The 26187-nt window shown below is 51.8% G+C and carries 25 protein-coding genes and 1 pseudogene; 18 read left to right on the forward strand and 8 right to left on the reverse strand.

The window, feature by feature from the left end:
• The first annotated feature begins 11 nt into the window (after positions 1–11).
• Both ABS784_RS09830 and ABS784_RS09835 read left to right on the forward strand, forming a co-directional pair.
• The gene (locus ABS784_RS09830) at positions 12–1091 is read left to right on the forward strand and encodes a nitric oxide synthase oxygenase (RefSeq protein WP_352512329.1); all 1080 of its coding nucleotides are present in this window, start codon (positions 12–14) and stop codon (positions 1089–1091) included.
• A complete protein-coding gene (locus tag ABS784_RS09835; RefSeq protein ID WP_352512331.1) occupies positions 1088–1870 on the forward strand; it encodes an ABC transporter ATP-binding protein in 783 nt (260 codons plus the stop codon). The genes ABS784_RS09830 and ABS784_RS09835 overlap by 4 nt, the downstream gene beginning before the upstream one ends.
• Positions 1871–1905: 35 nt before the next feature.
• Here ABS784_RS09835 and ABS784_RS09840 read toward each other — a convergent pair whose 3' ends face one another.
• Entirely contained in the window at positions 1906–3156 is a 1251-nt protein-coding gene (locus ABS784_RS09840) for a trehalase family glycosidase (protein ID WP_011231173.1), read from the reverse strand.
• A gap of 154 nt (positions 3157–3310) precedes the next feature.
• Positions 3311–3517, reverse strand: coding sequence for a hypothetical protein (locus ABS784_RS09845; protein WP_011231175.1), 207 nt, complete (start codon positions 3515–3517; stop codon positions 3311–3313).
• 153 nt (positions 3518–3670) lie between these two features.
• Here ABS784_RS09845 and ABS784_RS09850 point away from each other — a divergent pair, with 153 nt between their 5' ends.
• From ABS784_RS09850 to ABS784_RS09870, 5 genes are all read left to right on the forward strand, one after another.
• Positions 3671–3937, forward strand: coding sequence for a hypothetical protein (locus ABS784_RS09850; protein WP_011231176.1), 267 nt, complete (start codon positions 3671–3673; stop codon positions 3935–3937).
• Between the two features lie 30 nt (positions 3938–3967).
• Positions 3968–4231, forward strand: a complete 264-nt coding sequence (locus tag ABS784_RS09855; protein ID WP_011231177.1) for a hypothetical protein — start codon at positions 3968–3970, stop codon at positions 4229–4231.
• 307 nt (positions 4232–4538) lie between these two features.
• Positions 4539–5291: an SDR family NAD(P)-dependent oxidoreductase gene (locus tag ABS784_RS09860; RefSeq protein ID WP_011231178.1), complete on the forward strand. Its 753-nt coding sequence runs from the start codon at positions 4539–4541 to the stop codon at positions 5289–5291.
• Positions 5292–5360: 69 nt separating this feature from the next.
• Positions 5361–6131, forward strand: coding sequence for an SDR family NAD(P)-dependent oxidoreductase (locus tag ABS784_RS09865; RefSeq protein ID WP_014195784.1), 771 nt, complete (start codon positions 5361–5363; stop codon positions 6129–6131).
• 39 nt (positions 6132–6170) lie between these two features.
• On the forward strand, positions 6171–6950 hold the full coding sequence (locus tag ABS784_RS09870; RefSeq protein ID WP_011231180.1) for an enoyl-CoA hydratase/isomerase family protein: 780 nt from the start codon (positions 6171–6173) through the stop codon (positions 6948–6950).
• Between the two features lie 151 nt (positions 6951–7101).
• On the opposite strand, the gene ABS784_RS09875 is transcribed toward ABS784_RS09870, so the two are convergent.
• The 3 genes from ABS784_RS09875 to ABS784_RS09885 all read right to left on the reverse strand — a co-directional run bounded on the left by ABS784_RS09875 (position 7102) and on the right by ABS784_RS09885 (position 10341).
• Positions 7102–7929, reverse strand: a complete 828-nt coding sequence (locus ABS784_RS09875) for a serine/threonine protein kinase (RefSeq protein ID WP_014195786.1) — start codon at positions 7927–7929, stop codon at positions 7102–7104.
• Positions 7929–8126 (reverse strand): hypothetical protein, encoded by a 198-nt coding sequence (locus ABS784_RS09880; protein ID WP_014195787.1) that lies wholly within the window; start codon positions 8124–8126, stop codon positions 7929–7931. The genes ABS784_RS09875 and ABS784_RS09880 overlap by 1 nt, the downstream gene beginning before the upstream one ends.
• Before the next feature lie 121 nt (positions 8127–8247).
• A complete protein-coding gene (locus ABS784_RS09885) occupies positions 8248–10341 on the reverse strand; it encodes a DNA topoisomerase III (RefSeq protein WP_352512336.1) in 2094 nt (697 codons plus the stop codon).
• A gap of 215 nt (positions 10342–10556) precedes the next feature.
• Here ABS784_RS09885 and ABS784_RS09890 point away from each other — a divergent pair, with 215 nt between their 5' ends.
• From ABS784_RS09890 to ABS784_RS09910, 5 genes are all read left to right on the forward strand, one after another.
• Positions 10557–11930: a sensor histidine kinase gene (locus tag ABS784_RS09890; RefSeq protein WP_021321388.1), complete on the forward strand. Its 1374-nt coding sequence runs from the start codon at positions 10557–10559 to the stop codon at positions 11928–11930.
• Positions 11931–11932: 2 nt separating this feature from the next.
• The gene (locus tag ABS784_RS09895; RefSeq protein ID WP_011231185.1) at positions 11933–12613 is read left to right on the forward strand and encodes a response regulator transcription factor; all 681 of its coding nucleotides are present in this window, start codon (positions 11933–11935) and stop codon (positions 12611–12613) included.
• Positions 12614–12644: 31 nt separating this feature from the next.
• Positions 12645–13202 (forward strand): TVP38/TMEM64 family protein, encoded by a 558-nt coding sequence (locus ABS784_RS09900; protein WP_352512339.1) that lies wholly within the window; start codon positions 12645–12647, stop codon positions 13200–13202.
• A 126-nt stretch (positions 13203–13328) separates the two neighbouring features.
• Positions 13329–13895: a YdhK family protein gene (locus tag ABS784_RS09905; RefSeq protein WP_011231187.1), complete on the forward strand. Its 567-nt coding sequence runs from the start codon at positions 13329–13331 to the stop codon at positions 13893–13895.
• Positions 13896–14125: 230 nt separating this feature from the next.
• Positions 14126–14314: a hypothetical protein gene (locus ABS784_RS09910; protein WP_231847818.1), complete on the forward strand. Its 189-nt coding sequence runs from the start codon at positions 14126–14128 to the stop codon at positions 14312–14314.
• 51 nt (positions 14315–14365) lie between these two features.
• Here ABS784_RS09910 and ABS784_RS09915 read toward each other — a convergent pair whose 3' ends face one another.
• Positions 14366–15733 carry an amino acid permease gene (locus tag ABS784_RS09915; protein WP_352512341.1) on the reverse strand — a complete coding sequence of 456 codons (1368 nt, stop codon included), beginning with the start codon at positions 15731–15733 and terminating at the stop codon, positions 14366–14368.
• Between the two features lie 197 nt (positions 15734–15930).
• On the opposite strand from ABS784_RS09915, the gene ABS784_RS09920 reads away from it, so the two are divergent.
• Positions 15931–16413, forward strand: coding sequence for a PH domain-containing protein (locus ABS784_RS09920; RefSeq protein ID WP_100664436.1), 483 nt, complete (start codon positions 15931–15933; stop codon positions 16411–16413).
• On the forward strand, positions 16403–17845 hold the full coding sequence (locus ABS784_RS09925; RefSeq protein ID WP_352512343.1) for a PH domain-containing protein: 1443 nt from the start codon (positions 16403–16405) through the stop codon (positions 17843–17845). The genes ABS784_RS09920 and ABS784_RS09925 overlap by 11 nt, the downstream gene beginning before the upstream one ends.
• A gap of 351 nt (positions 17846–18196) precedes the next feature.
• On the opposite strand, the gene ABS784_RS09930 is transcribed toward ABS784_RS09925, so the two are convergent.
• Positions 18197–19858, reverse strand: a complete 1662-nt coding sequence (locus ABS784_RS09930) for a coiled-coil domain-containing protein (RefSeq protein ID WP_033025378.1) — start codon at positions 19856–19858, stop codon at positions 18197–18199.
• Positions 19859–20059: 201 nt separating this feature from the next.
• Between ABS784_RS09930 and ABS784_RS09935 the strand changes: the two genes are divergently transcribed.
• Positions 20060–20695 carry a BMQ_0737 family morphogenetic spore coat protein gene (locus ABS784_RS09935; RefSeq protein ID WP_011231194.1) on the forward strand — a complete coding sequence of 212 codons (636 nt, stop codon included), beginning with the start codon at positions 20060–20062 and terminating at the stop codon, positions 20693–20695.
• A 95-nt stretch (positions 20696–20790) separates the two neighbouring features.
• Complete coding sequence (locus tag ABS784_RS09940; protein WP_407067057.1) at positions 20791–21366, forward strand: hypothetical protein; 576 nt, start codon at positions 20791–20793, stop codon at positions 21364–21366.
• Positions 21367–21447: 81 nt separating this feature from the next.
• Here ABS784_RS09940 and ABS784_RS09945 read toward each other — a convergent pair whose 3' ends face one another.
• Positions 21448–21930, reverse strand: coding sequence for a hypothetical protein (locus ABS784_RS09945; RefSeq protein WP_020753963.1), 483 nt, complete (start codon positions 21928–21930; stop codon positions 21448–21450).
• A 787-nt stretch (positions 21931–22717) separates the two neighbouring features.
• Between ABS784_RS09945 and ABS784_RS09950 the strand changes: the two are divergent.
• A pseudogene (locus ABS784_RS09950) lies at positions 22718–22918 on the forward strand (short chain dehydrogenase); the annotation flags it as partial.
• A gap of 370 nt (positions 22919–23288) precedes the next feature.
• Complete coding sequence (gene katG / locus ABS784_RS09955) at positions 23289–25499, forward strand: catalase/peroxidase HPI (RefSeq protein WP_352512347.1); 2211 nt, start codon at positions 23289–23291, stop codon at positions 25497–25499.
• The last annotated feature ends 688 nt before the right edge of the window (positions 25500–26187 follow it).

Consider the following 26187-nt stretch of genomic DNA (forward strand, 5'->3'; position numbering starts at 1 on the left):
ATGTGCAGTTGATGAAAAAAGCAGAACAGTTTATCACGGTGAGCTATCGGGAGCTTGGAAAAAGTGAGCAAGAAATGAAGCGGCGGTTGAACGAAATCCGTTGGGAAGTGGAACAAACCGGCACATACAGCCATACGTACGAAGAGTTAAGCTATGGGGCTAAGATGGCTTGGCGTCATAGCAACCGTTGCATCGGCCGCTTGTTTTGGCAATCGCTCCATGTCATCGATGCGAGAGAGGCGGTTACCGTAGATGAGGTTTTTTCTTATCTATTCCATCATATTGAGTTTGCGACCAATGGCGGGAAAATCCGGCCGACGATCACGATCTTCCGTCCAAATGGGGAAGTGCGCATTTGGAATCATCAACTGATTCGTTATGCCGGTTATGAAACCGAAGAAGGGATCATCGGCGACTCATCCTCCCTCACTTTCACCCGCGCCTGTGAACAGCTTGGGTGGAAGGGGGAAAAAACGCCTTTTGACGTGTTGCCCTTGGTGATCCAGGTAGGCGGCCAGAAGCCTGTTTGGACACCGATCCCTAAAGAATTGGTGCTTGAGGTGCCAATTGAACATCCGGAGTTTCCGTGGTTTCGCGATCTGCAGTTAAAATGGTACGCGGTCCCGATTATTTCAGATATGTGTCTAGAAATTGGCGGCATTCGCTATATGGCAGCACCGTTTAACGGGTGGTACATGGGTACGGAGATTGGAGCCCGCAATTTTGCCGATGATTATCGCTACAACATGCTTCCGAAAGTGGCCTCTTGCATGGGGCTTGACACCAACTCCAACGCATCATTATGGAAAGACAAGGCGTTGGTCGAATTGAATATCGCTGTTTTGTATTCCTACAAAAAGGCGGGCGTCAGCATCGTTGACCATCATACCGCCGCGCGCCAATTTCAGTTGTTTGAACAGCAAGAGAAAGCAGCCGGCCGCCATGTCACCGGCGATTGGACATGGCTGATTCCGCCTCTTTCTCCGGCGACAACGCACATTTTTCACCGAACGTATGACAACACGACCATGTTGCCCAACTTTTTCTATCAGGACCGTCCATACGAACAACAAAGGGGAGAGGAACAATGACCGTCATCATCCGCACGCGCGATGTGTCATGGGCAAGAGGAGGGCGCATGATTTTGCGTGATATCAACTGGGAGGTGAAAGAAGGCGAGCAATGGGCGATTCTTGGCCTAAACGGCTCCGGGAAAACATCGCTTCTCAATATCGTCACCGGCTATCAGTACCCGACGCGCGGGGATGTTGAAGTATTGGGCTATCGGTTTGGACAGGCGAGCTTGTGGGAATTGCGCCGGCATATCGGGTTTGTGAGCAGCTCGCTTGATCAGTTTTATGATACCTTGCAAGCCGAAACAGTCGAAGATATTGTCATCAGCGGCAAGTTTGCAACGATTGGCCTGTACGATGCCGTCACTGAGGACGATCGGTCCAAAGCGCAATCGTTAATCGAGTCTTTCCGCCTCGAAGCTGTCCAAGAAAAGCGGTACGCAACGTTGTCGCAAGGAGAAAAGCGAAAAACATTGATCGCCCGAGCGTTGATGGCGAATCCGAAGCTGCTCATTTTGGACGAGCCGACGGTCGGCCTTGACTTATTGGCCCGCGAAGAAATTTTAGCATTGATCGGACAGATCGTCACTCAGCCGTGCCATCTCTTATACGTCACCCATTATATCGAAGAAATCGTCGACTCCATTACCCATGTCTTGCTTTTGCAAGACGGGCGCATCCTTGCGGCTGGCCAAAAAGAGGAAGTGTTAACCGACGAGCGGCTTTCAGAAGCGTTTCGCCTTCCGATCCGCGTTCATTGGGAAGACGGCCGGCCGTGGGTGTCCGTCCATCGGTAGGGCGGCCGTTGGCAGCCGTTCCTAGGCCGACTGCCTCAACATACCGTGCACCCAAGAAGGTCAACCGCTATTTTTTGATAGACCGCATTGGTCCAGCCGAACCCTTTTTGCGAAGGGTAGCGGCCGATGGTGCGGATGCTCATGTCGACCACATTATATTTTTCGTACATGTTGCCAGTTTCCAAATACACTTTGGTGCAAAGCCGAATCCATCGCCGGGCGATCTCTTGCGCTTCAAGGTCATAGCCGTAGTTTTGCAACCCTTTGATGACAATCCAGTGAAGCGGGGCCCAGCCGTTCGGAAAATCCCATTGAAATCCGGTTTGGACATTGGAGGCAGCCAATCCGCCGGGTTGAAGGAACAAAGGTAAATGCCGGACGACTTTTGCTGCTTGCTGTTTAGAGGCCGCCCGAGCCCATAACGGATAAAAAGCAGCCAACGAATAATAGCAGTGCTGCCGCCCGTTGAGGAAATGAAAATCAAAATACATGCCAAACGACTCGTTCCATAAATATTGATTCATCAAGTCTTTTCGCCGCTTAGCCGCCTGCTCCCATTGTTCCGCTTCGCCGTTTAAAGCTAAAAGGCGGGCAAACGCCGCTAAATCGGTTTCGTACTTATAAAGCAAAGCGTTGAGATCCACCGGAATGAAATAGCCGCATTGCCGGTGAAAACGGCCTGTATAGTCCCAACCGGACTCCGCCTCGACCCTTTCATGCCAAAACGCAGGCGGGATATACATTTCGTCAAAATGGAGATACGCCTCCCCCTTTACCCGCAGCATCGACTCAAGCCGATCGTAATATTTATTGAGGCCGATCTGGGGATGATAGTGAGTGGTTTCGTCCATCCAGACTTCTTTGTATTCGATTTTGGCCCATTCGTAAGCGGAGCGGAGCCACTCTTTGTCTCCGCGCCATACCTCCTCGATCATCGACGTCAATAACGGAGGCTGGGAACGGCTTAAGTGGGCCAGTTCGGAACTGTTTGGAATGATTCCAAACGTTTTCAACTCGTAAAAGAAGTTGTTGACGATGTTGCGGGCGAGTTCGTGCAGCCTTGAAATGTTCAGTCCCAATATAATGAAATAGCTGTCCCAGTAAAAGAGCTGCTGGTACACCCCGCCGGGAACGACGTATGGAAACGGAAGGGAAAACAGTTCTCCTTTGGAGTAAGGCGAGCTTGTTTTGACCAATTGTTCCCACCGTTGGTGAATGGAAGAAAACACATGCTCTACGGCTGGATCCGGGCAAATGACCGTGATGTCCGGAAGCTCAATCGGCAACGGCTGTCCCTCCATGGGAATGGTCTATATGGCTATGTATATGGCCAAAACGACCCGGTCATGCCGCCAATCGAGTGCACGGCGATCGCAGAGGAAGAAAACGGAAGCCGAGCAACAAGGGCCACCGAACAAGGACGCCCTTGTTGCCACTTTTTCAAAACGCGCGGTCAACCGGCGGAAAATCAATATCATCCGCCGTTTGGCGGCTGTCAGCTGGCGTGACTTCCATGACCGGCGGCCGACCGTTTTCAAAACCGCGGGCGATGTCGCGAATCGGGCTCATTTCATCGGGAACGCCAATTCCCGGGGTATAGCGCGGCAGGCTGGAAGTGGCGCCGCGTTCTTCCCAAGGCTCTCTCATGAATCAACACCTCCATATTCTCAGTATGGCCATTGATGGAGGCCGTATAAATGGAAATCAAATCCTTTCCCGCCAATTTCTTTTGTGGAGCCCTGTCATCTGTTGTAGGCATACTATGGATGACAATATGGGCAACAGGAGGGAAGGAACTCAATGCAGTTCGGGAAAGATGCGATCGAAGCGATTTGGCGCCGCCAGTGCGGAGCGTGGGAGCGGAGCGATGCGGCATGTGTCCAATCATTTTTGGTGGAATGTTTACAACATGACCTTGATCCGCAAGACGGGCTCAATTGGATCATTGAGCACCGCACCCAGCTTTCTGACGCCGATGCAGTGGTGGACGCGGCACTCCGTTGGGTGAATGAACATACGTCCACTGGCTCCCCGGTGTCAGGAATCGGAGCGGAACAACAAGAGTGAGGCGGCGAACAGGAAAGGGCGGAACGAAGGATGGTATGGGTCATCAAAACAAAACACGAAAATGACCAAGGGGAGACGGTGGGGCTGGAGCTTGAGAGCGAAGATGGCTGGCTTGACGCCAACGTCCGCTGGGACGGATGCATGGAAATTCACTTGTACTTGGTGACGGAGGAAGGCCGCGAACTGAGCGATACGCTCCATACGTGCGATTTGCAGGGGCTGATCGAGCGGTTGCAGTCATTGGATTCCGTGTGTCGATCGTTCTTTTTCCAAATTTCAGGACAGGGGAGCTGATGAAGGCCGAACCGCCGGCAGCGCCGCTGACCTCATCGATGAATGAACGAGGAGCCAAAACCGAGGCTCCTCTTTTTTCCTGAACGGCATGGTGTTCATTGAAGGAAGGAGACGCGTTAGGAGGGGAAGCAGGCTCGATTGCCGTTGGCTTCGTCTTTGTTTGGAAGTGCAGGCTTTTCCGATTAGGGGTATAAAAATGTTTAAAATATTCTAAATGTGATGTATAATAAAAGAAACAACATACTAACCGGTTGGTATATCGTCTGTTGAAAACGGATTCAGAAGCGGATCGAAAGGTGGGAAGATCATGAGGCTAAAAGGAAAAGCGGCGATTGTCACCGGCGGCGCGAGCGGCATCGGCCGGGCGACGGCGATTCGCTTTGCGGAAGAAGGCGCCAAAGTGGCGGTGAGCGACATCAATGAGGAAGGAGGGGAAGAAACGGTCCGCCTGATTCGGGAAAAAGGAGGGGAGGCGATTTTTGTCCAAACGGACGTAGCCGATTCCAAGCAAGTGAGCCGCCTTGTCCAAACGGCGGTTGATGCCTTTGGCGGCCTACATATTCTCTTTAACAATGCCGGCATCGGCCATTCGGAAGTGCGGAGCACCGACTTGTCTGAAGAAGAGTGGGACCGGGTCATCAACGTTAATTTGAAAGGAGTGTTCCTTGGCATCAAATACGCGGTGCCCGTGATGAAGCAATGCGGTGGCGGGGCCATTGTCAACACATCGAGCCTGCTTGGAATCAAAGGGAAAAAGTACGAATCGGCCTACAACGCCTCGAAGGCCGGGGTGATTTTGTTGACGAAAAATGCGGCATTGGAATATGGGAAGTTTAACATTCGCGTCAATGCCATTGCACCGGGGGTCATTGATACGAACATCATCACGCCGTGGAAACAAGATGAGCGCAAATGGCCGATCATTTCGAAAGCGAACGCCCTCGGCCGCATCGGGACGCCAGAGGAAGTGGCGAACGCGGTGTTGTTTTTGGCGTCCGATGAAGCGTCGTTTATCACCGGCGCGACATTGTCGGTCGACGGCGGCGGGCTGACGTTTTAGACGTCGGACGGCTGATACGGGGCAACGGATGAAAACAAAGGTCGCACAAACGAGAGGGGAGAGGAAACGATGCGTTTTGCCAATACCGTCGCTGTGATTACTGGAGGGGGAAGCGGCATTGGCCGGGCGACGGCCGTCCGCCTGGCTCAGGAAGGGGCGACTGTCGTGCTTGTCGGCCGCACAGCCGTCAAACTGGAAGAAACGGTGCAAGACATCACGCGTCTTGGGGTGCCAGGGGTGGCCGATCGGTTTGCGGCCGATGTCACGGACCGCGAACAAGTGCGCGCCTTGGCCGCATACGTCCAAAATCGGTACGGCGACTTGCATGTGCTCGTCAACAATGCCGGCATTTCGACCCATACGAAATGGCTCGAGCTCACCGAACAAGAGTGGGATGATGTGCAGCGCGTCAATATGAAAAGCGTCTTTCTTGTCTCGCAAACGCTCGCTCCGCTGATGATCGAAGGGGCAAAACGCGAGCGCGCCAATCGGGCGATTGTGAACGTAGCGTCATTGTCCGGCCATCAGGCCGGGGCGGAAATTCCGCACTACAGCGCGGCGAAAGCAGGGGTCATCAACTTGACCAAATCGCTCGCTTTGGAGCTGGCGCCGTATGGCATCCGCGTCAATTCCGTCTCGCCCGGTTTTGTCGAGACGCCGCTTACCGAGCGCGGACTGCAAAACGAGCGGTTTGTGAAAGCCATCGAGCGCAACACCGCCTTAGGCCGGGTGGGAGCGCCGGAAGAGATCGCCAACGTCATTGCGTTTCTTGCCTCTTCGGAAGCGTCGTACATGACCGGCTCTGATGTGTTGGTCGATGGCGGATGGCTCATCAAATGAAACTGAAAAGTCCAAAATGGAAAAGGAGAGGAAAGGAATATGGAAACCTCGCATTTGCTTGTGGAACAATCCGGTTCTGTATTATGGTTGACGCTGAATCGCCCGGAGCGGCTCAATGCCTTCAGCCCGGAGATGATTGCCGGACTGACGGATGAAATCGAACGCGCCGCGGCGGATGATGCCGTCCGCGTCATCGTCTTATCCGGCGCTGGGCGGGCGTTTTGCGCCGGCGGGGATGTGAAAACGATGGGTCAGTCGAGCGCCCCGCAGGCGTATGAGCATATCGGCCGACTCAACCGGCTCATTTTGGCGATGAAATCATGCGAGAAACCGATCATGGCCGCCGTGCACGGCGTGGCGGCCGGAGCTGGGTTCAATTTGGCGCTGGCTTGCGATGTGATCCTCGCGGCCGAAGACAGTCAATTCATTTTGAGCTTTGCGAAAGTTGGCCTTGTCTCGGACGGCGGCGGGTCGTATTGGCTGCCGCGGCTTGTCGGTCCGCATTTGGCGAAACAGTTTTTCTTCACCGCCGATCCGATTTCAGCCCGTCGCCTGTATGAATTGGGCGTCCTAAGCGAGGTCGTCCCAGCTGAGAAACTGCGCGAGGCGACAGAATCGCTCGCCTCGAAGCTGGCGGGTGGGCCCACGAAAGCCATCGGAAAACAAAAACGGCTGATTGAACACGCGCTGACCGCGACACTCGAGGAGATTCTCGAAGAAGAGCGTCTCGTTCAAGGGTTGATGGTGGAAACCGAAGACCATCGCGAAGGGGTGACGGCGTTTAAAGAGAAACGGAGCCCGGTGTTCCAAGGAAAATAAGCGAGTGGCAGTGCCGAAAGAGCGTTGCGCCCTGTTTCTCCATCAGCGGGAGACAGGGCGTATTTTGTTTTCACTTCGCCTCAAATGAAACAGCCCCCCCTTTCCAAATGGGGAAAAGGGGTGGTTGGTCGGGGAGCGGTGCGATCAAACGTCAAAGCGCCCCTGCTTGATTCCGGATGGGTTCTGCGAGCAACTGATCCACGTCGTCGATCAACTCGTCAACATGGTCATACGGCGCATCCAGCTGCAGCATTTTCCGCAAGATCCTGCGGGCGTTCGAGGATAAGTCAAGTTCTTCTTCCCAGCTTTTTTCCTCGTCACTTATCGGTTCATAGGCAGAATACAATAAAAACAAGGTGAAGTGTCCAAGGGCATAGAAATCGCTTCGTGGATGCGGTTTGCGCCGCAGCCGCTTTTCCAGCGGGTCGTCATCGCGGAAATCCACCGGTTCGCCGATGCGGCAGGCCAAGCCGAAATCGATGATCGCCACCGTTCCATCGCGCCAAATGATGTTCGGGATGCGCAAATCGCGATGGACGATGCCGAAAGCATGGACGTGCCGGACGACCTCAAGCACCTCCTTTAACAATCGAAACGCCTCTTGTTCCGTGTACTTGGCTTCCAGCTTGAAAATCCGGTCTTCCACCGTTTCTCCGTCGATATACTCCATCACGAGATGCGGCTGTCCGCGCTCCACAAACCGATCATACAGCCTCGGAATTTGCGGGTGGCGCAGGCGGGCGAGCACGTCAGCTTCGCGCCGAAGCAAGCGGCGGCCGTCTTCTCCTTTTGTCCGCCGCGCTTGTTTGATGACGACAAGACGGCCTGTCAGGTGATCGCACCCTTTGTAGGCGATGCCGTAGCTTCCCATCCCGAGCTCTTCGATGACTTCATAGCGGCCATGAAGTATAGTTCCGTTCCGATGCGGCCGGTCAAACCAGCGGGCGATGAGCGGATGGCGTTCGAACAAACGTTTCATCAGCTGCCGAAGAAGCTCGAGAAGAAACTGCCGCTGTGATGTTTCTTTTTGTAGTGATGGTGTCCGTACTGGGACGGGTGATGGTGCGAGTGATACGTCGGGTTGTAATAATGGTGGTCGCTGCTGCTGTAATGTTTATGGTAGTGCGACGGATGATGGGGATGGTCGAAAAGTGCTTTTAGCCATTTTTTCAACATCGCGATCGCTCCTTTGCGATAGATTTACCTATATATACGAGGCAATGAGAAGGAAGTTTCAGACTTCAAAGATGAAAAAGAAACCGCCAGGGGCATTAGCCCCTAGCGCGGTGCGGCAACCTCATTCCTTTTTTTCGTTCAACGCCTGCTTGAGCAGCTCTCCTAAACTGACCCCAAACGATTCGTTCGACGCGCTGTATTTTTTGAGAAGCGCCCGTTCGCTGCCTTTGGCGGCGATGCGTTTGGTCTCGTCCGCTTTTTCGACAATATTGCACGGGCGGCATTGGAAATAAAGTCCTGCCTTTCCTTCATGCATTTCCATGCGTCGGTGGCATTGCGGACAACGGCGGTTCGACAGTTTCGGGTCGCGCCGGCGGCGGTAGCGGCATTGTAAGTTCGAGCAGACAAGCATCCGTCCGTCTTTCGTTTTCCGCTCTTTTAAAAGCGCGCCGCATTCTGGACACGTCAGATTCGTGAGGTTTGGCGCTTTGTATACCTGCTCGCTTTGCTTAATTTCGGCAACGAGCTGCTGCGTTTGCCGGCGGATGTTGGCCAAAAATTGTTGTGGATTTCCTTTCCCGCGGGCGATCGCCTCCAGCTCCCGCTCCCAGCGGGCGGTCAATTCCGGCGATTTCAGCTCTTCATTGACGAGCTCAATCAGCTGTTTCCCTTTTTTTGTCGGATAAAACCGTCCGTCTTTTCGCTCGACCACTTCGGTTTCAACCAGCCGTTCGATGATGTCCGCTCTTGTCGCCGGCGTGCCGAGCCCGTATTTCTCCATTTGCGCGAGCAAGTCAGCTTCCGAATAACGGGCAGGCGGTTCCGTGAACGATTGTTCCAGCTCAAGTTGCACTGATGGGAGCGTCTGGCCTTCCGCGAGATGCAACAACGTTGGTTGGGCCTTGTTGTCTTCTTTGCTGAGAACGGCTTGAAATCCGGCGTTGACAACCGCCGTCTCCTTGGCGACAAACGTTTCGCCGCCGATGTCAAAGACGGCTGTCGTCGTTTCGGATTCATGCGGCGGGTAGAAAAGCGCCAAAAAACGGCGGGCGATGAGATCATACAGCTTGCGCTCATCAGTGGACAGCCTGCTAAGGTTGAGCCGCTCATCCGTTGGAACGATGGCGTGATGATCGGTCACTTTGTCATCGTTAAATACCCGCTTGGCTGCTTTGGCTTTGCCTTTGGCAAGGAGCGGAGCGATGACGTCCTCATAACCGGATTTCATCGCCAACAACCGCTCGGTCATCGTCGCTTCCATATCGCTTGGCAAATAACGCGAATCGGTGCGCGGGTACGTGACGAGTTTGTGTTGTTCATACAGCCGCTGCAACACCGAGAGCGTCTTTTTCGCCGAAAAGCCAAACCGCTTGTTCGCATCCCGCTGCAGCTCGGTTAAATCATACGGCAGCGGGGCGGGCTCGCTTTTTCGTTTCCGCTTGACTGACACGACGCGCGCCGGCTGACCGTCAAGGCGGGCGATCAGCTGCTTCGCTTCGTCTTGGTCAAACAGACGATGTCCTCCATGCCGCTCCCATACGGCCGTGATGGAACCAATCTTCGCCCGAATCGTCCAATATGGCACGGGAACGAACGATTGGATCTCGCGTTCGCGCTCGATGATCATCGCGAGCGTTGGCGTTTGCACGCGCCCGGCCGAAAGCGGATCGTTGTATTTTGTCGTCAAGGCGCGCGAGACGTTTAACCCAATCAGCCAGTCGGCTTCGGCGCGGCAGACGGCCGATTGATACAGCCGGTCAAACTGCGCCCCGGGCTTTAACTGGCGAAACCCGTCGCGGATGGCGCGGTCGGTTTGCGACGAAATCCATAGCCGCCAAATCGGCTTCGTCCAACCGATCATCTCTAAAATCCAGCGCGCCACCAGTTCCCCCTCGCGGCCCGCGTCGGTCGCGATGATGACATCTTTCACATCCGGTCGTTTCGCCAACCGTTCAATGGCGCGAAACTGGTGGCTTGTTTGCCGAATGACTTTCAAGCCCATTTTCTTTGGGATGATCGGCAAGTCCTCCAGCCGCCATGTTTCGTATTTTCGGTCGTAGTCTTCCGGCATCTTCAGCTCCACTAAATGGCCGAGCGCCCAGGTGACAATGTGCTGCTTTCCTTCAAAATAATGTTTATGTGCTTGCTTGCAGCCGAGCACGCGGGCGATGTCGCGAGCGACGCTCGGCTTTTCCGCTAACACGAGCGATTTCATCGATAAACCCCTTTCTGTCGTCTCCACATGAGCACAGTCTGCTTCTTAGTATAAAGGAAGAAGGAAAAAGACGCATCCGCCAAGGTTTGTCTCCTTGGCAGGACAAGACGCCTTGGCGCGGCGCAAAGCCGCATCTCCACACTTTCTGCACATTTGCCAAATAAAATAGTAAAATTGAAATGACACTCGGGCTTGATGGATGAGGAGAGGAATCCGTGCGAAAACTGTCATGGAAACTCGGAATGCTGTTTTTTGCCTTTGTCTTGGCCATTGAAATGGTGCTGTTCGTTTCCCTCTACGCTACGCTCGTCCATGCGCGCATCGAGGAAGAATTCGCGCAGCTTCTGGCGCGGGGAAACAGCCATCGCAATGTATTGGAAAAAAATTACGATCGAACGACGTTGGCGCATGTCGTGATGATGGAATCAGAGGCGGAAACCGATGTCGCCATTACGGACGCCCGGCGCCGGATTGTATCGGCGTCTAGCGGCATTGTTCCGTTTGCCAAGCGCCTCATTCCTTTAACGAACGGCCGCCATATTCCCCGCCGGGGAATGATGGTTGAAACCGACTGGAAGCGGGCGTCACATATTGCTGCCGTCAGCCCGATTCAAATCAGGGGTGGAACAAGGGGATATGTGTATATGTTTCAAGACACCCGCTCGATCCGGACGATGGTGTATAAATTGAAACATCATTTTGTTGTCGTCGGTATGTTGTCCGTGGCGATTACGATGATGACGATCGCCTTTTTCTCCCGCGCCATTACGATGCCGCTTCTTCGCATGAAGCGAGCGACCGAAGCGCTCAGCCAAGGCGATTTTTCCGTGCGCGTCGAAGTGAAAGGAGACGATGAGCTGGCGCAGTTAGGCAACGCCATTCAAACGCTGGCCAACGATTTGGCGTATTTGAAACAAGAGCGGAGCGAATTTTTAGCGAGCATCTCTCACGAATTGCGCACGCCGCTGACGTATGTGAAAGGATACGCCGACATTGCCCGACGTCCGCATCTGTCTGAGGAACAACGGGCGAACTATATGGCGATCATTTACGAAGAAGCGGAAAAGATCGAAAAGATGGTCAAAGATTTGTTTGAATTAGCCAAACTGGAGCAACACTCGTTCCAGATTGAAAAGCAACCGACAAATCTTTGTTCGTTTTTGACAAAATTGTGTGAAAAACTGCGCCCCGCGTTTCAGGAAAAATCGTTGTCGCTTGTGTGCCAGTGCCCCGGTTCGGTCATGGCTGCGATTGATCGGCAGCGGTTCGAGCAAGTGATGATCAATGTGCTTGACAATGCACGAAAGTACGCGTTTTCTGGCACGACGGTGGCCGTCGCCGTTCACCTTCAAAAGCAAGGAATCGTCATTGCCGTATCCGATGAAGGAACCGGCATTCCGCCGGAAGATGTGCCCCGGATTTTCGAGCGGTTTTATCGGGTTGACAAATCGCGGTCGCGGACAAGCGGCGGGACCGGACTCGGTTTGGCGATTGCCAAAGAAATCGTCGAGGCGCACGGGGGAACGATCGCTGCTCGAAGCGAACAAGGAAAAGGAACGACCATCCTCATTACGCTGCCGGAGGGATAATGATGTATACCTTGCTGTTGGTTGATGATGAAGAGCGGATGCTCGATTTATTGGAATTGTATTTAGCGCCGAACGGCTACCGTTGCGTGAAACGGCGTTCAGGGGCGGAAGCCATTGACTATTTGCGGCGCCATCACGCCGATTTGGTGCTGCTTGATGTCATGATGCCAGAACTCGACGGATGGGAAACGTGCCGCCGCATTCGATCGTTTTCGAATGTGCCGATCATGATGGTCACCGCTCGCGATGAGACGGCGGATATTGTCCAAGGATTGAAAATCGGAGCGGACGATTATGTGACGAAACCGTTTGACGAGGCGGAACTGCTTGCTCGCATTGAAGCGGTGCTGCGCCGTACAGCCGGCGGTCGTTCCGCCATTCGCGCGGCCGGGCTTGTATGGGACGAAGAGGAACATACGGTCCGCTACGAAGATAAGCCGATTGCGTTGACGCCGAAAGAATTTGCCATTTTGGGACTGCTGTTAAAGCACCCGAATCAGGTGTTCAGCCGAGGGCAAATCATCGCATCGCTATGGGGCTATCTCGCTGATACGGAAGAGAGGACCGTTGACTCCCACATGAAAAACATCCGCGAAAAATTGCGTAAAGCGGGGTTCCCAGCGGACGAATATTTGCAGACGGTCTGGGGCGTCGGCTACAAATGGGAAGGACGCAAGTCATAACCATTTTCGTAAAGAGAGGCGTTTGGGTCAAATGGAAGAACGGATGATTGAGTTCCTTCAAGCATACGGCGGAGCGGCGTACTTCTTGAGTCTAGCCTGCAATGTGGTGATCAGCGTGCTCGGAGTCGTCCCAAGCGCCTTTTTAACTGCCGCCAATTTGACCGTTTTCGGATTTTGGCCCGGCTTTTGGGTGTCGTTTGCCGGCGAGGCGATCGGAGCGGTCGTCTCGTTTGTCTTGTATCGAAAAGGACTTCGCCGATGGAGCGAGACGACATGGCTTTCCCATCCCAAGGTGAAGCCGTTGCTTCATGCAAGTGGCAAGGAGGCGTTTGGGCTTATTTTCGCGCTTCGACTGTTGCCGTTTGTGCCATCCGGGGCGGTGACGTTCGTTGCTGCCATCGGCCGCACGTCTCTTCTCGTGTTTGCAACGGCTAGCTCGCTCGGCAAGCTCCCGGCTTTATGGATGGAAGCGTATGCCGTCCATCAATTCCTCGAGGCCGCCTGGGCGGGCAAACTGATGCTCGCTGTTGCATCGATCGTTCTTTTGTGGTTCGTCTGGCGAAAGATAGGGCAAAAAGCAGCGGGGTGAAACAGCCCCCGCCCAAAAGGACAGTCAGCCTAGGCGCCATACGGCCTTTAGCGGCAAGTCCAAGGCCATCTCCACAAAATCTGCACAAATGTCCGGTATGCTAACAAGGCAAGGAGGGTGAAAACGATGAAAAACTGGAAAATGTTATTGGGAACAACTTCAGTTATGGCAGCGCTCTTGTTATCGGCCTGCACCGGTGCCAACGACAACAAAGCGCCAAAGGAACATACAGCTTCTCACACCGGGCATGAAGGAATGAATCACTCGGGCTCCAAAGAGGTGCCGGCCGGATTGAAGGAGGCGAAACAACCAAAGTATCCGGTTGGAAGCCAAGTCATCATCCATGCCGACCATATGCCGGGAATGGATGGAGCCAAGGCGACTGTCACCGGTGCCTTTGACACGATCGTCTATACGGTCACATACACCCCAACTACAGGCGGGGACCCAGTGAAAAACCATAAATGGGTCATTCACGAAGAAATCGAAAACGCCGGAGACAAACCGTTCCAGCCGGGCGATGAAGTCGTCTTGAATGCCGATCACATGGAAGGGATGAAAGGGGCCAAAGCAGTCATTGATTCGGCGAAACAAACGACGGTGTATATGGTCGATTACATCGATACGGAAACTGGTCAAAAAGTGACCAACCACAAATGGGTGACCGAAGACGAGCTGTCGCCGGCCAACTAACCAATCATCATCGGTGTTTCCGCAAAACGCGCAGCCATTTCCCTTGGAGCATAGGGGAATGGCTTGTTTTTTTTTCGGCTCATTTGTGAAAATTGTGGTATAATTATACGAAAATCCCCCATTTTTTCAAAAAATATACAATATAGGCGGCTTCGCCTGAGTCTTACGGAGCGATCGGGAAAACGGGAGAAAGAAAGGGAGAAACGATGCGGAGATTTTGGTTGGGAGTTATGTGGTTTTCAGTGGTTTGGGTGCTTTACGGCATCGGAGCGGCAGGGCATCACTTATGGACGGAACACCGGATGGACGGACAGGCGCTGATTCTCGCGCTCGGCATGGCGACCATGGCCTGGCGGGCATGGGACGAATATCGTGGGAACGGTTGGACACGAAAAAAGGAAGACGGGCGCCGTCTATGATGAAAGGACGCCCGTCTCTAGCTGTCGCCCGAGCGAAAAGAGGCGGTTTGGTTACGCCGTTCGCCCGGGCGCTTTTGTTGCTTGATGCTGCTTTTCTTTGACAGTGGAATAGATGAATAAGAGAACCAAGACGGCCACGCAGAGAAGCGAACCGATTCGATGCTCTCTTTGAAGCAAAAAGCCAAGCCAAATCGCCCCGAGCGCCCCGACCGCCGCCATCGTTGTGTACGGAAACCCTTTCGTTCGGAAAAACGGCTTCGTTTTGTAGTGCGGCCGCAGCTTCAGCTGAGCGGCGCCGATCATCATCCAAACGATGAGCACGGTAAACCCAGGAATCGTCATCAATTCCCCGATGATCCGCCCGGGCGCCAAGTAGGCGCCAACGACCCCTAGAGCGATGCAGACGGCGACCATTCCCATCCCGTAAAGCGGAACCCCGTGTCGCGTCGTCCGCAACAAGCGGCGGCTCGCTTCTCCTTGCTCAGCCATGGAAAAGAGCAAGCGAGACGTGGCGTACACCCCGGTGTTGACCGCCGATAAGACGGCCACAAGCAAAACAGCGTTCATCACATGGGCGGCGCCCGGAATGCCAGTGGCCTCGAGCACTTGGACGAATGGGCTGTTTTCCGCCGATACGGCGCTCCAGGGCATGATGCCGCAAATGATGGCGATCGGCAACACATAAAAGCCGATGACCCGCCATATCGTCGTTTGGATCACCCGCGGCAGCACCCGGTCGGCGTCTTTCATCTCCGTCACCGCTACACCGATCAGCTCCGCTCCGCCGTATGAAAACATGACGACAAGCAGGGCGCTGATCATGCCGCCGATCCCATGCGGAAACCAGGCGTCGTACGTCGCATAACGGCTCCATGGGTTTCCGTCCGCTCCTTCGATCACTCCCAACCACATGCCGACCCCAAGCAAGATGAACAGCCCCAGCGCCGCCACTTTCAACCCAGCGAGCCAAAATTCTGTTTCCCCATAGTAGCGAACAGGAAACAAGTTCAGCACGATGATAAACAGCGCGCAGCTAAGAGCGAGCAGCCAAAGCGGCACCGCCGGCATCCAATAGCGCAAAAAACTGCCTGCCGCCAGCAGCTCGACGACCGTGACCAACGTCCAGTTCGCCCAATACAGCCACCCGACGAGAAACGACCAGCGAAATCCAAACGCCCGGCGGATCAAATGTTGAACGTTCGAACCCGGATACGCGATCGCCATCTCGGCCAGTGCAGCCATAATCCAAAACAACAGCACGCCGCCGATCAAGTACGTGAGCACGACGCTTGGTCCGGCGATATGAATGGCCTCGGCGCTTCCTTTAAAAATGCCGGTGCCGATCATCCCTCCTAACGCGATCAGCTGAACGTGGCGGGGCAATAGTCCTTTTTGCAGCTGAGGACGGGATTGTTCCATGTTGACAACAACCTTTCTGCTCTAATGTTGATTCATAGATGTGCTTTTTTGCTTTTATGCGGTTAAGCAAAAAAGATAATTTCAGAATATAATAGTTCAGTTGTTCTGTCAACGATTGTCGAAAAAAGGCATCGCCAACATGGAAATGTTTTGTTATACTGGAAACAGAAATGATGTGCAAAAAGGAGATTAAGAGAATGCTTCCTCATAGAGGCAAACCCATTTCATCAAAAGCGGTCACCGTGTGGCGTCTCACGGGGGCGCTTGTGGCATTGGCTTCCGGTGTGGCGATCGGGGGAATCATATGGCTGCTCTCGCAGTTCCATGCTCCTCCTTGGCTATTGATAGTGTTGGCCGGCGTTTGGATGGTGCAAGCCATTGTATGGGTCGTCTGGCTCCCGCCGTTGCGCCAAAGACGTTGGCGCTATGACATTCGTGAAGAAGAGATTGACATTCAGCGAGGAGTCTGGTCTACGAGACGGACTTTGATCCCGATGGCTCGCGTTCAGTACGTCGATGTGCGGCAAGGTCCGCTTCTCAAGCGGTACGGGTTGGCTTCCATTGCGGTGTTCACAGCGGCGGCCGCTCATGAAATTCCCGCTCTTCCGATGGAAGAAGCAGAACGGCTTTGCCGCTTGATTGCCGAGTGGGCGAAGGTGGTGGATGAAGATGACGCCTAGACGCCGCCTTCATCCCGTTGCGATTATGGCGGGAGTCGGAAAAGAACTGAAAAACATGGTCGTTCCGCTCCTTGTGATCATGGTGGCGGGCAGTCTGAACCGCTTCTCTTGGCGGGATTTCATCGTGCCGCTGGCGGCTGTCGTATACACGGTGGTGATGGGGGTTCTGTCTTGGCTCCGCTTTACCTACGCTTGGGATGAAGACCGCTTGCTCGTGGAGGAAGGCGTGTTTGTCCGCAAAAGACGTTCGATTCCGTTCGAGCGCATCCATGGGATTTCAGTGACAGAGGGGATATGGCAACGGATGGCGGGAGTGGTTCAAGTACATGTTGAGGCGGCGGGTGATGCCCTCGGTGAAGCAGAAGTGACGCTTCGGGCCATATCAAAGGAAGAAGCCCGCTGCCTGCAACGATGCGTGGAACAGGCGAAACACAAGGTGGGAGCCGCCGCCCATCCAGAACCATCCGCGAACCGTCCACATCGTGCTCTGTTTGCCTTATCGGCAAAAGAAATAGGGGTGGCTTCGTTGACAAGCGGTGGAGCGCTTGGCGTGGTTGCCGCTTTATGTGGGTTTTTGTCGCAATTAGGCGACTTCATTCCATATGAGGCGCTGATCCGCGATCTTCAGTCGACATGGAACGGACATGGACGATTGCTTATTGCCCTATTCATCCTGTCGCTTCTCTTGGCCGCTTATGGAGTAGCTATCGTACAAAACATGATCCGGTACGCTTCGTTTGTCGTGCGGAAACAAGAAGACACGATTGTCATTGCCCGCGGATGGCTGGAACGAAAAGCGGTGTCCGTCCCAGTTGCCCGCGTCCAAGGCATCGTGATTCATGAGAATTGGCTGCGCCGTTTGTTTGGCTACGCCTCTGTGTCTTTGATTCATGCTGGGGGGAGGCTCGATGGCGGCGGAGCAGGGGATGTTGTTCTTTGTCCGCTTGTGGAAAAGAGGAGAGTGGCGTCGATCATGCAAGCTTGTTTGCCCGAGTACGACCTCGGCGTTTCCTTTTCTCCATTGCCCAAGCGCGCGAAACGCCGTTACATGCTTCGTCCGCTTGTTTGGCTCGTGATTCCCGCCATCTTGGCGGCATATATAGAACGCCCATGGGGGGCGGCTGTGTTGGTGGTGTTGCCGCTCGGGGCATGGATCGGCATCCGTCGCTTTCAAATCGCGGGATGGTCGCTTTCGTCGAAGCAGCTGGCGCTTCGAAGCGGATGGTTTCGGCAAACGACGACGTATATCTTGAAACGTCACGTTCAATCGCTTGAAACATCAGCGACGTGGTGGCAAAAGCGAAAACGGCTGGCGACCATTTCCGTTGCCGTCATGCCGCTTGGCACCCGCGTCCGCGTCGTGGATGTGGATGAAGCGGATGCGGCCACCATTTATCGCTGGCTGCAAGGGGATGGAAAGAACCAAACATGATGAAAGTCTTTTTCCACAGGCTCATCCTTGCATTTGGGCTCATGTTGCCGCTGGGGGGGCAAAACGTGTTCGACAGATGAAATGTGCGAACATTCCTTGATGCCGCAGTATTCTCGTTAAAAATCTCTAAACCGACCCTGTGAGACAGCAAAAGACTTTCTGCATGTAGGAAAATGGGTTGTTTTTCACGAACAAATGATCTGGTACAATGAAGAAGAAAATAGAGAAAAGAAAGGGAAAGAGCATGTCAACAGGGGGTAAATCCCGCGGACGGATCATTTTTCATTCCGTGCGGGAAAACAGTGATGTCTGAATCCAAAGCGAAGAGGCGGTAGTGTTCCCGCCTCTTCGCTATTGAGATGTTTTCGTCTTTTTGAATAGAGACCATAATCCCCATTTTGACGGTTTCCCTTCCCCCATAAAAGAGTCTTCTCCATGAATGATGGCGTCATCTTGGATCAAAACGGAGGCGGAAGGAAGGAATGCCGTCGCTTCATAGGTTCCGGAATCTGATTGCTGCCCGTCGGCTGAAATGTCGGATGCCGATGTTGGATCTTGCGTCACCGCCTCTTGGCTGCCGGGAGAAACTAGAGATTCCTGCTTCTCTTTGATTTCCATGTTTGGGTCTGTTTTGTTAGGTCGTTCATCCTCGTTTTTTAACGGGTCCGCTGCTTTATGAGTGCTTTCAAACCTTACTTCATCTGTCTGTGTAAACAATTGGTGGTCCTTTTTCTGTTCCAGCCTTGAAGCGTCTGAGCGTTTTCCTGGATTTGGATCAGTATGATCGTTCTGAACGCTGATATTCAATCGATTGTCCTCATCCTCTGCAGGTGGTGATGAATGCTGAAATGGGAGGCGTTGATGGGAAGACGGATGTTCCATTCGGACGCGTTTGATTGGGATCGATTTTTGTGAATATAGATGGGATGCATGAGTTTCTTTGCGTTTCACAGGTGAGACAACAATGGGTTGGTTGGTTCCATCCATAAACTCCTGTAATTTTAAAAAACTGTTAGGGGGTGGCGGCGCCTTTTCCGTTTGCATGTTTGTTGAAAAGGGATTAGCTGATTGGATCGGTGATGTTGCCGGTTCTTTCGATTTCTCATCAGAGGATGCCGTTAACCGCTCCATGAGTCGGGACAGCATCTCCTTCAATTCCATTGTATCGTCATTTGGCGAATCCTTGGGTGGGTCATTCCGCGATCGGGTTAAATCGGCGATTTGGTTCGAGAGATGCTTGATTTCACTGGCAAGACTTGTGACCTTTTCCATCATCAACTCCAACTCCATTTGTTGGGTGAACATATGTTTTTGCAGCATCAATGAGTCTTTTTGTCTTTCTAAATCCATTTTTGACAGTTTTTCTTCTGTTCCTTGAATTTTCTTGGTTAAAACGTCTACATCTTTTTCTAGTTCGTGTGTTTTGGCACTGTTGCTTAAAGCGTTTTGCAGTTTTGGAAACTCCTTTGCGATTTTCTCTATTTGTTCCTTCATCACCTTATAATCGTTTTCCATTCTCTCTGACCAAGATGTCCATGAGTCGATTGATTCGTTCATAAAAGAAAGAGTCCCGTCCTTTCGTAGTCGATTTTTTTCTTTTGTTTTTGTTCGTTCTTCATTCCATTCCATTTCCTTTTGTTGAAACGCCTTCAGTGTCGCTTCTAAAGACTGGATGTGTTTTTGATTGGCTTCCGCTTGTTCTTGCCAGTAGGCGCATGTTGTTTTCCATTGCTCCATCTCCTGCCGCAGCCATTCTTTTTCTTCCTCCATTGTTTTCAATGCTTCCGATAAGCGCTCGATCTCATTCTTTTGCTCGGACAGCAGCTCTTCATAACGGCGGCATTGTCCGATGAGTTCATCATGCTTCGCCTGGAGTTCATCCTTTTCCATGTGAAGACGCTCCCATTCTTCTTGAGAGCCTAATGAAGCGAGCAGTGTTTTGTATTTGTCCAATTCTGATTTCAGATGGATGATTTTTTGCTGCAATTGGGTGGTTTTTTGCTCCTTGCTCATGTCCATCACCTTTTTCCGCATGTCATGGTAGCCATTATATGCAGATATCGAAAAACGGGTGCCCTGCTTGCTCATGCATGAACCATATCATTTTTGTTTTCAAAAATGAATAAAAATAGTTGTTTTTACTATAACTTGTATTTCTCCCCATCATACTATAGAGTAGCCTGACAAAAATTCATGAAAGAAAGGATTGGTTCTATGCCTATCAATTTAGAGCAATTTGCTCAACAATTTGATCCAGAGTGCATTCAAGTGTGCAAAGTCTATGACTGGACGACACACGTTGTACAGCTGGCGCAAGACATCACATTCACATTCCCAAGCGGTTCGTTGGATGGAGTCACGGTTTCCCAAGTCAGCTGTTCGGTCACATTGTTGGAGTGTGGGGAAGACGCCCCTCGCCGGGATATTGAGTGCACGGTCGGCAATCAAATTGTGACGCTGCAAGCCGTCACCTTAAGCAAAACGATTCAAGTCGTGTTGGAGGTAACGGGAACGAACGCAACGGGCGCTCAAGTGACCGTCGTCAGCAACCCCGCGTTAATCACAACCAGCGAGGAAGTCATCCTTTGCGCTCCAGAAGGCACAACGGTGTGCTGCAACGCTGTGCAAAACACCTTTAATACTTGTCGCGTCGGGGCGTTTACACAAAGCGGAAACAGCATTACCGCCAATATTTCCATCCGTATTTGCCAAAGCATCGTTGTGACGTTTGAAGTCATTTTGGAAGTCGCCGCAAGGTTCTGCCAACCGCGCCCGGAAATCATCTGCGAAGAAGAATGCCCGGTGGATGTCTTTCCGCCGCAATGCCCCGCTGTGTTTCCTGCTATGTAGAAACGAGGTTTCCATTTTATGCGAAAAAAAGAGGAGATGTTCTCCTCTTTTTTTCATACCTATAGAATGCATAGAACACAGGAGGGGGAAGGATGATGGATCGGATTCCAGAGTTGGAACAGAAAATCCAAGCGATTGAGAAAGAGCTTCGCATGGTGAAGCAAGCTGTTGCGGAAATCAAGCGTTTGCCTCAACAGGTGTTGTCTGATGAAATTTGTGTCGTTTGCTATTTCACGTATTCCTTATTGCTTCCAAAGGCAGAGGGGCAGAACGGGATGGTTGCGGGGAACTTCGTGATTCGCAATCTGGGATCTTCTCCTTTAGAGCATCCTTACATTTGCCTGCGGGTTTCCCCAAAAGAACACGTGGCGTTATCGGCAAAGTTAGGAGGCGGCATTCAATACGATCGCCGTCTCAATCCGCTTGTCATGGAAGCTTGGCAATATATGAATGAGGAGGCCGAGAACATCGCGGAAGAGAAGGGAGAATTTTGGTTAAAGCCGGTTCATGTGTCACGCATTGAGCCAGGGCAAACGCTCTCTTTTTCTAATTTCCAATTTCAAGTCGGTAAGCGTGAAATCTCGACCACTTACAAAGCGGACGGATTTTTTTTCTGCCAACAGCTGCCTAATGGAGTGCGAGCATTGAACCATATTGTCGTCCATGCTTGACAGCCTGAAGACCTACGCGCCATAAAGCAAAAACAACCGGCTCAGAGGGCAATCGCCTTTCGCTGAGCCGGTTTTGCCGGGTTATACGCTGCGAACAACAAGAGCGTTCAAGGCGCGAGTTTCTGCTGTGATGCCGCTTAGCAAGGTGGATAAAATCCCACCGTTCGTTTCAATGACAATGCGATAGACATGCGTCCCTACGCCCGGTGCGTCGACCCATGTCAAGTTCGGGAAAAGTGTTGTATTCGCAGCGAGTGAGAGTACGGGTAGAAGGGATTCGACATCAAGTGACGCAATTGGGACAAAAGCTCCTCCGTTTGTTGACCGTTCCAGCCTATAGGTGATCCCTGTCAAAGTAGCGCCGGATAGAAGGGCTAAAACAGCCAGTTCCAACTCAACCATCGAATCGAGCTTGACGCGGTCGCCGCTGAGGGTCGTAATCGGCTGCAAACGAAGCACTTCCGTGACGGCAGTTCCGGTCAGAGGAATGGTAATGGGCAAATCCGTTGAAGACTGCGTAAAGAACAATTGGGGAAACAATCCACCATTGCACACACAAACCATTCGTCTATCATCCTTTCCTAGTTTAGATTTGGTACTACTGTATTAAATGATAATGTTTAAAAAAATGATTAAGATTAATAACTATTTTTCTATAAAATGGTGTAATCATCCATGATGTAAGAGGGGGGTATGACGAGCAACGGGACGTCAGCCTTTTGGCACCACGCTTTAAAAGAAATCAGGTTAATTACTTTTAGCTTGGATGCATGATCAAGACCGATTTCTTTTGTTTCGTTCATCTCTTTCCATTGTCTATATATGTCTATATAGCTTGTTTGTACTGTATATATATGTGTCCTAAAATCATCTTGTCCTGTGCTATTCGTGCAATTTCTGCAAAATCCGCATTTGTTCGCCATAGATGATCGTCCAAAAGGGAAATGGATGCACGGAAGAAAGGCGGCGGGGTTATTCCGTGCATTGGATCACCAATATTTCCCAGAAAGCAATAGAGCCTGCATGAATATGAGCTGACAAAGGAAAAGTGCAGTAAAACAAGAGGCAAATGTCTCGGCAGGTCATATGCCTGTTCATGTATTCTGTCCATACGTTAAGAAGGACGCATCGAAGCTTCGTCTGAATCAAAAAAGGCGTGAAAAAACGGGGCTTGTGCGCATCCATGACCGATATGAAACAGTGGCATGATCTTTCCATCAACTCCGTCAGATGTTAGAGTACAAAGCCCGTGTTATATGTAAATAAAAAGTGATGGTCGTTGATTCTAACCTGAAAAGAGCGCTTTAACAAAAAAAGGCGGCAGGCTGATCTCGTGCCGCATTTGGAAGGGAATGGGGCAAAGGTTGTGTTCGTCGACAACATTTATGTTTATGGGCGCAGCCCAGGGAGAAAGGTAACAGAGGATACGCCGAAAAACCCCCATACCAAGAAAGGAAAAATTCGCTTGCAGCTGAATAGGATGCTTATAGAAGCGCATCAGAGAGGAGTGCCAACTCTTATTTGCCATTTTCCTGATTTTTATGGACCGAATGAATAAAATCGCAAAGTTGCGAATCCAAATGTCGATTTGAATGAATAACCCGGCCGTCATAATCGTTTGAATAAAGCGGTTTCGCAAAAGCGAACCCATGGATGGATGGACTGGTTGCTGTCATAGCAGTTGTATATCCTCCTTTTTATGAAATGAACCCGTTTCCATGCTTATTTGACCTCTTCTCCTTTTTCGTTGGCCAAGCGCCAGCCGCAAACAAATATTGTATGTAAAAAATATTTTTTATCCTTTACTACTAAATATTAATTTATTATAATTTTAATGTACGAATCATTATCAATTCTAGTTGGCAGAAAAAGCAACTAGAAAAGATAATGGTGATATTTGAATATGGAAAGGGGAAGAGGAAATGAAAAACCAAAACCAACACAACACTTCCAAATGCCCGTATCACGGCAGCGTCACAAGCTACAACTCAAATCGAACAACCAATAAAGACTGGTGGCCGAACCAGCTGAACTTAAGCATTCTCCATCAACACGACCGAAAAACAAATCCTCATGATGAAGAGTTCAATTATGCCGAGGAGTTTCAAAAACTCGACTATTGGGCGCTCAAAGAAGATTTGCGCAAACTGATGACAGAAAGCCAAGATTGGTGGCCGGCCGATTATGGCCATTACGGCCCGCTGTTCATCCGCATGGCGTGGCATTCGGCGGGAACGTACCGCATCGGCGACGGCCGCGGCGGCGGTTCGACCGGCACGCAGCGCTTTGCCCCGTTAAACAGCTGGCCGGATAACGCCAACTTGGATAAAGCGCGGCGGTTGCTGTGGCCGATCAAGAAAAAATACGGCAACAAAATTTCTTGGGCTGACTTGATGATTTTGGCCGGCAATGTCGCCATCGAATCGATGGGCGGCAAAACGATCGGCTTTGGCGGCGGCCGGGAAGATGTCTGGCATCCGGAAGAAGACATTTATTGGGGCGCGGAAAAAGAGTGGCTCGCTTCGGAACGCTACAGCGGGGATCGCGAACTTGAGAATCCGCTTGCGGCTGTGCAGATGGGGCTCATTTACGTCAACCCGGAAGGCCCTGACGGCAAGCCGGATCCGGTTGCTGCGGCGCGCGATATTCGCGAAACGTTTCGCCGCATGGGAATGAACGACGAAGAAACGGTCGCTTTAATTGCGGGTGGCCACACATTCGGCAAGGCGCACGGCGCAGGCCCTGCCTCGCACGTCGGGCCCGAACCGGAAGCCGCCCCGATTGAAGCGCAAGGATTGGGATGGATCAGCTCATACGGAAAAGGGAAAGGCCGCGACACGATTACGAGCGGCATCGAAGGCGCATGGACGCCGACGCCGACGCAGTGGGACAACAGTTATTTCCGATTGCTCTTCGAATATGAATGGAAGCTGACCAAGAGTCCCGCTGGGGCCTATCAATGGGAAGCGGTAAATCTGAGAGAAGAAGATTTAGCGCCTGATGCAGAAGACCCTAATGTCAAAGTGCCGCCGATGATGATGACGACAGATTTAGCGTTGCGTTTTGACCCGGAATATGAAAAAATCGCCCGCCGTTTCTATGAAAATCCTGAAGAGTTTGCGGATGCGTTCGCCCGTGCCTGGTTCAAACTGACGCATCGCGATATGGGGCCGAAAACGAGATACTTAGGTCCAGAAGTGCCGAAAGAAGACTTCATCTGGCAAGACCCGATTCCGACGGTCGACTATGAATTGAGCGATGCCGAAATCGAAGAAATCAAAGCGAAAATTTTGAACTCGGGCCTGACCGTCAGCGAACTCGTCAAAACCGCTTGGGCTTCAGCCAGCACGTTCCGCAACTCCGATAAACGGGGTGGAGCCAACGGCGCCCGCATCCGCCTTGCGCCGCAAAAAGATTGGGAAGTGAACGAACCAGAGCGGCTCGCTAAAGTGCTTTCCGTCTATGAAGACATCCAGCGCGAGCTGCCGAAGAAAGTCAGCATCGCCGATCTCATCGTTCTTGGCGGCAGCGCAGCGGTCGAAAAGGCGGCGCGCGACGCTGGTTTTGATGTCAAAGTGCCGTTTATTCCGGGACGGGGCGATGCGACGCAAGAGCAAACCGATGTCCAGAGCTTTGCGGTGCTCGAACCGTTCGCCGATGGCTTCCGCAACTATCAAAAGAAAGAGTACAGCGTCGGTCCGGAAGAGCTGCTCATCGACAAAGCGCAGCTTCTTGGATTGACCGCTCCAGAAATGACCGTGCTTGTCGGCGGCTTGCGGGTGTTGGGCGCCAACTACCGCGATCTGCCGCACGGCGTCTTCACCGACCGCATCGGGGTGCTGACGAACGACTTCTTTGTCAACTTGGTGGACATGAACTACGAATGGGTGCCGACTGAAGGCGGCATTTATGAAATCCGCGACCGGCAAACAGGCGAAGTGCGGTGGACGGCCACCCGGGTCGACCTGATTTTCGGAGCCAACTCGATCCTTCGTTCGTACGCCGAATTTTACGCCCAAGACGACAACCGCGAAAAATTCGTCCGCGACTTTATCAACGCATGGGTGAAAGTGATGAACGCCGACCGCTTTGACATTCATTTGAAACAAGCCAAAGAGTCGGTCACAGTTTAACCAACAAAAAAAGCAGCTTGTCCGTTTAAGGGGCAAGCTGCTTTTTTATATTCATATCCAGGGATTCTTTCTTAGACTTGTTGTGGATCAAAAGGGAAAGATTCGTTGAAAGGAAACTAGAGCGCTCAATTACCTGTTTTTATGCTTATGTGTCAGAGATTTGCAGAAAGAAAAGAGCCTTCGGAGAATCTTTGAGAATAGTATGTATTTTATTGACAAATTATGTGTTTTTCAGTATGATTGCGGCAGAATCAAATCAAGATCAAATAGCATAGGGAAAGGGACAGGACAAACGTTCACGTCAAAATAAAAAGACAGCTCAGCCCTGCCCGACGGTGGCGGGGAAAACAACACCTTCTTTTTATGATTGTAAGGTATAAACATGTTTTAATCAACACAAAATGAATTTATGTATGGGCTTATAAAGCAGCATATGATTCACAAGAAATAATACGAATTCAAAAGATCATGATTGAGAATCCAGCGATGCCTCTAAAAGAGCTTAGACTCAAGGCAGGCTATCCGAATACCATGAAGAACACACTGATCGGATACAAGGATCAGATTGAAGGGCGGGGTAGGAATTATTCTATTTTATGATTCTCTTAGTTAACCCGTGGTGCTAGTTGAGCGTCAGCGCTCAACCAGCCCTAGTGTGACCAAGGAATAAGCCAACAAGATGCCATCG

This window comes from Geobacillus sp. G4 (assembly GCF_040327975.1).
Lineage (GTDB): Bacteria > Bacillota > Bacilli > Bacillales > Anoxybacillaceae > Geobacillus > Geobacillus thermoleovorans.

Bases quoted from the DNA above. Each gene is read 5' to 3' on its own strand.
- ABS784_RS09830 (WP_352512329.1), top strand. From the start codon at position 12: ATGAAAAAAGCAGAACAGTTTATCACGGTGAGCTATCGGGAGCTTGGA.
- ABS784_RS09835 (WP_352512331.1), top strand. From the start codon at position 1,088: ATGACCGTCATCATCCGCACGCGCGATGTGTCATGGGCAAGAGGAGGG.
- ABS784_RS09845 (WP_011231175.1), bottom strand. From the start codon at position 3,517: ATGAGAGAGCCTTGGGAAGAACGCGGCGCCACTTCCAGCCTGCCGCGC.
- ABS784_RS09850 (WP_011231176.1), top strand. From the start codon at position 3,671: ATGCAGTTCGGGAAAGATGCGATCGAAGCGATTTGGCGCCGCCAGTGC.
- ABS784_RS09855 (WP_011231177.1), top strand. From the start codon at position 3,968: ATGGTATGGGTCATCAAAACAAAACACGAAAATGACCAAGGGGAGACG.
- ABS784_RS09860 (WP_011231178.1), top strand. From the start codon at position 4,539: ATGAGGCTAAAAGGAAAAGCGGCGATTGTCACCGGCGGCGCGAGCGGC.
- ABS784_RS09865 (WP_014195784.1), top strand. From the start codon at position 5,361: ATGCGTTTTGCCAATACCGTCGCTGTGATTACTGGAGGGGGAAGCGGC.
- ABS784_RS09870 (WP_011231180.1), top strand. From the start codon at position 6,171: ATGGAAACCTCGCATTTGCTTGTGGAACAATCCGGTTCTGTATTATGG.
- ABS784_RS09875 (WP_014195786.1), bottom strand. From the start codon at position 7,929: ATGAAACGTTTGTTCGAACGCCATCCGCTCATCGCCCGCTGGTTTGAC.
- ABS784_RS09880 (WP_014195787.1), bottom strand. From the start codon at position 8,126: ATGTTGAAAAAATGGCTAAAAGCACTTTTCGACCATCCCCATCATCCG.
- ABS784_RS09885 (WP_352512336.1), bottom strand. From the start codon at position 10,341: ATGAAATCGCTCGTGTTAGCGGAAAAGCCGAGCGTCGCTCGCGACATC.
- ABS784_RS09895 (WP_011231185.1), top strand. From the start codon at position 11,933: ATGTATACCTTGCTGTTGGTTGATGATGAAGAGCGGATGCTCGATTTA.
- ABS784_RS09900 (WP_352512339.1), top strand. From the start codon at position 12,645: ATGGAAGAACGGATGATTGAGTTCCTTCAAGCATACGGCGGAGCGGCG.
- ABS784_RS09905 (WP_011231187.1), top strand. From the start codon at position 13,329: ATGAAAAACTGGAAAATGTTATTGGGAACAACTTCAGTTATGGCAGCG.
- ABS784_RS09910 (WP_231847818.1), top strand. From the start codon at position 14,126: ATGTGGTTTTCAGTGGTTTGGGTGCTTTACGGCATCGGAGCGGCAGGG.
- ABS784_RS09915 (WP_352512341.1), bottom strand. From the start codon at position 15,733: ATGGAACAATCCCGTCCTCAGCTGCAAAAAGGACTATTGCCCCGCCAC.
- ABS784_RS09920 (WP_100664436.1), top strand. From the start codon at position 15,931: ATGCTTCCTCATAGAGGCAAACCCATTTCATCAAAAGCGGTCACCGTG.
- ABS784_RS09925 (WP_352512343.1), top strand. From the start codon at position 16,403: ATGACGCCTAGACGCCGCCTTCATCCCGTTGCGATTATGGCGGGAGTC.
- ABS784_RS09930 (WP_033025378.1), bottom strand. From the start codon at position 19,858: ATGAGCAAGGAGCAAAAAACCACCCAATTGCAGCAAAAAATCATCCAT.
- ABS784_RS09935 (WP_011231194.1), top strand. From the start codon at position 20,060: ATGCCTATCAATTTAGAGCAATTTGCTCAACAATTTGATCCAGAGTGC.
- ABS784_RS09940 (WP_407067057.1), top strand. From the start codon at position 20,791: ATGGATCGGATTCCAGAGTTGGAACAGAAAATCCAAGCGATTGAGAAA.
- ABS784_RS09945 (WP_020753963.1), bottom strand. From the start codon at position 21,930: ATGGTTTGTGTGTGCAATGGTGGATTGTTTCCCCAATTGTTCTTTACG.
- katG (WP_352512347.1), top strand. From the start codon at position 23,289: ATGAAAAACCAAAACCAACACAACACTTCCAAATGCCCGTATCACGGC.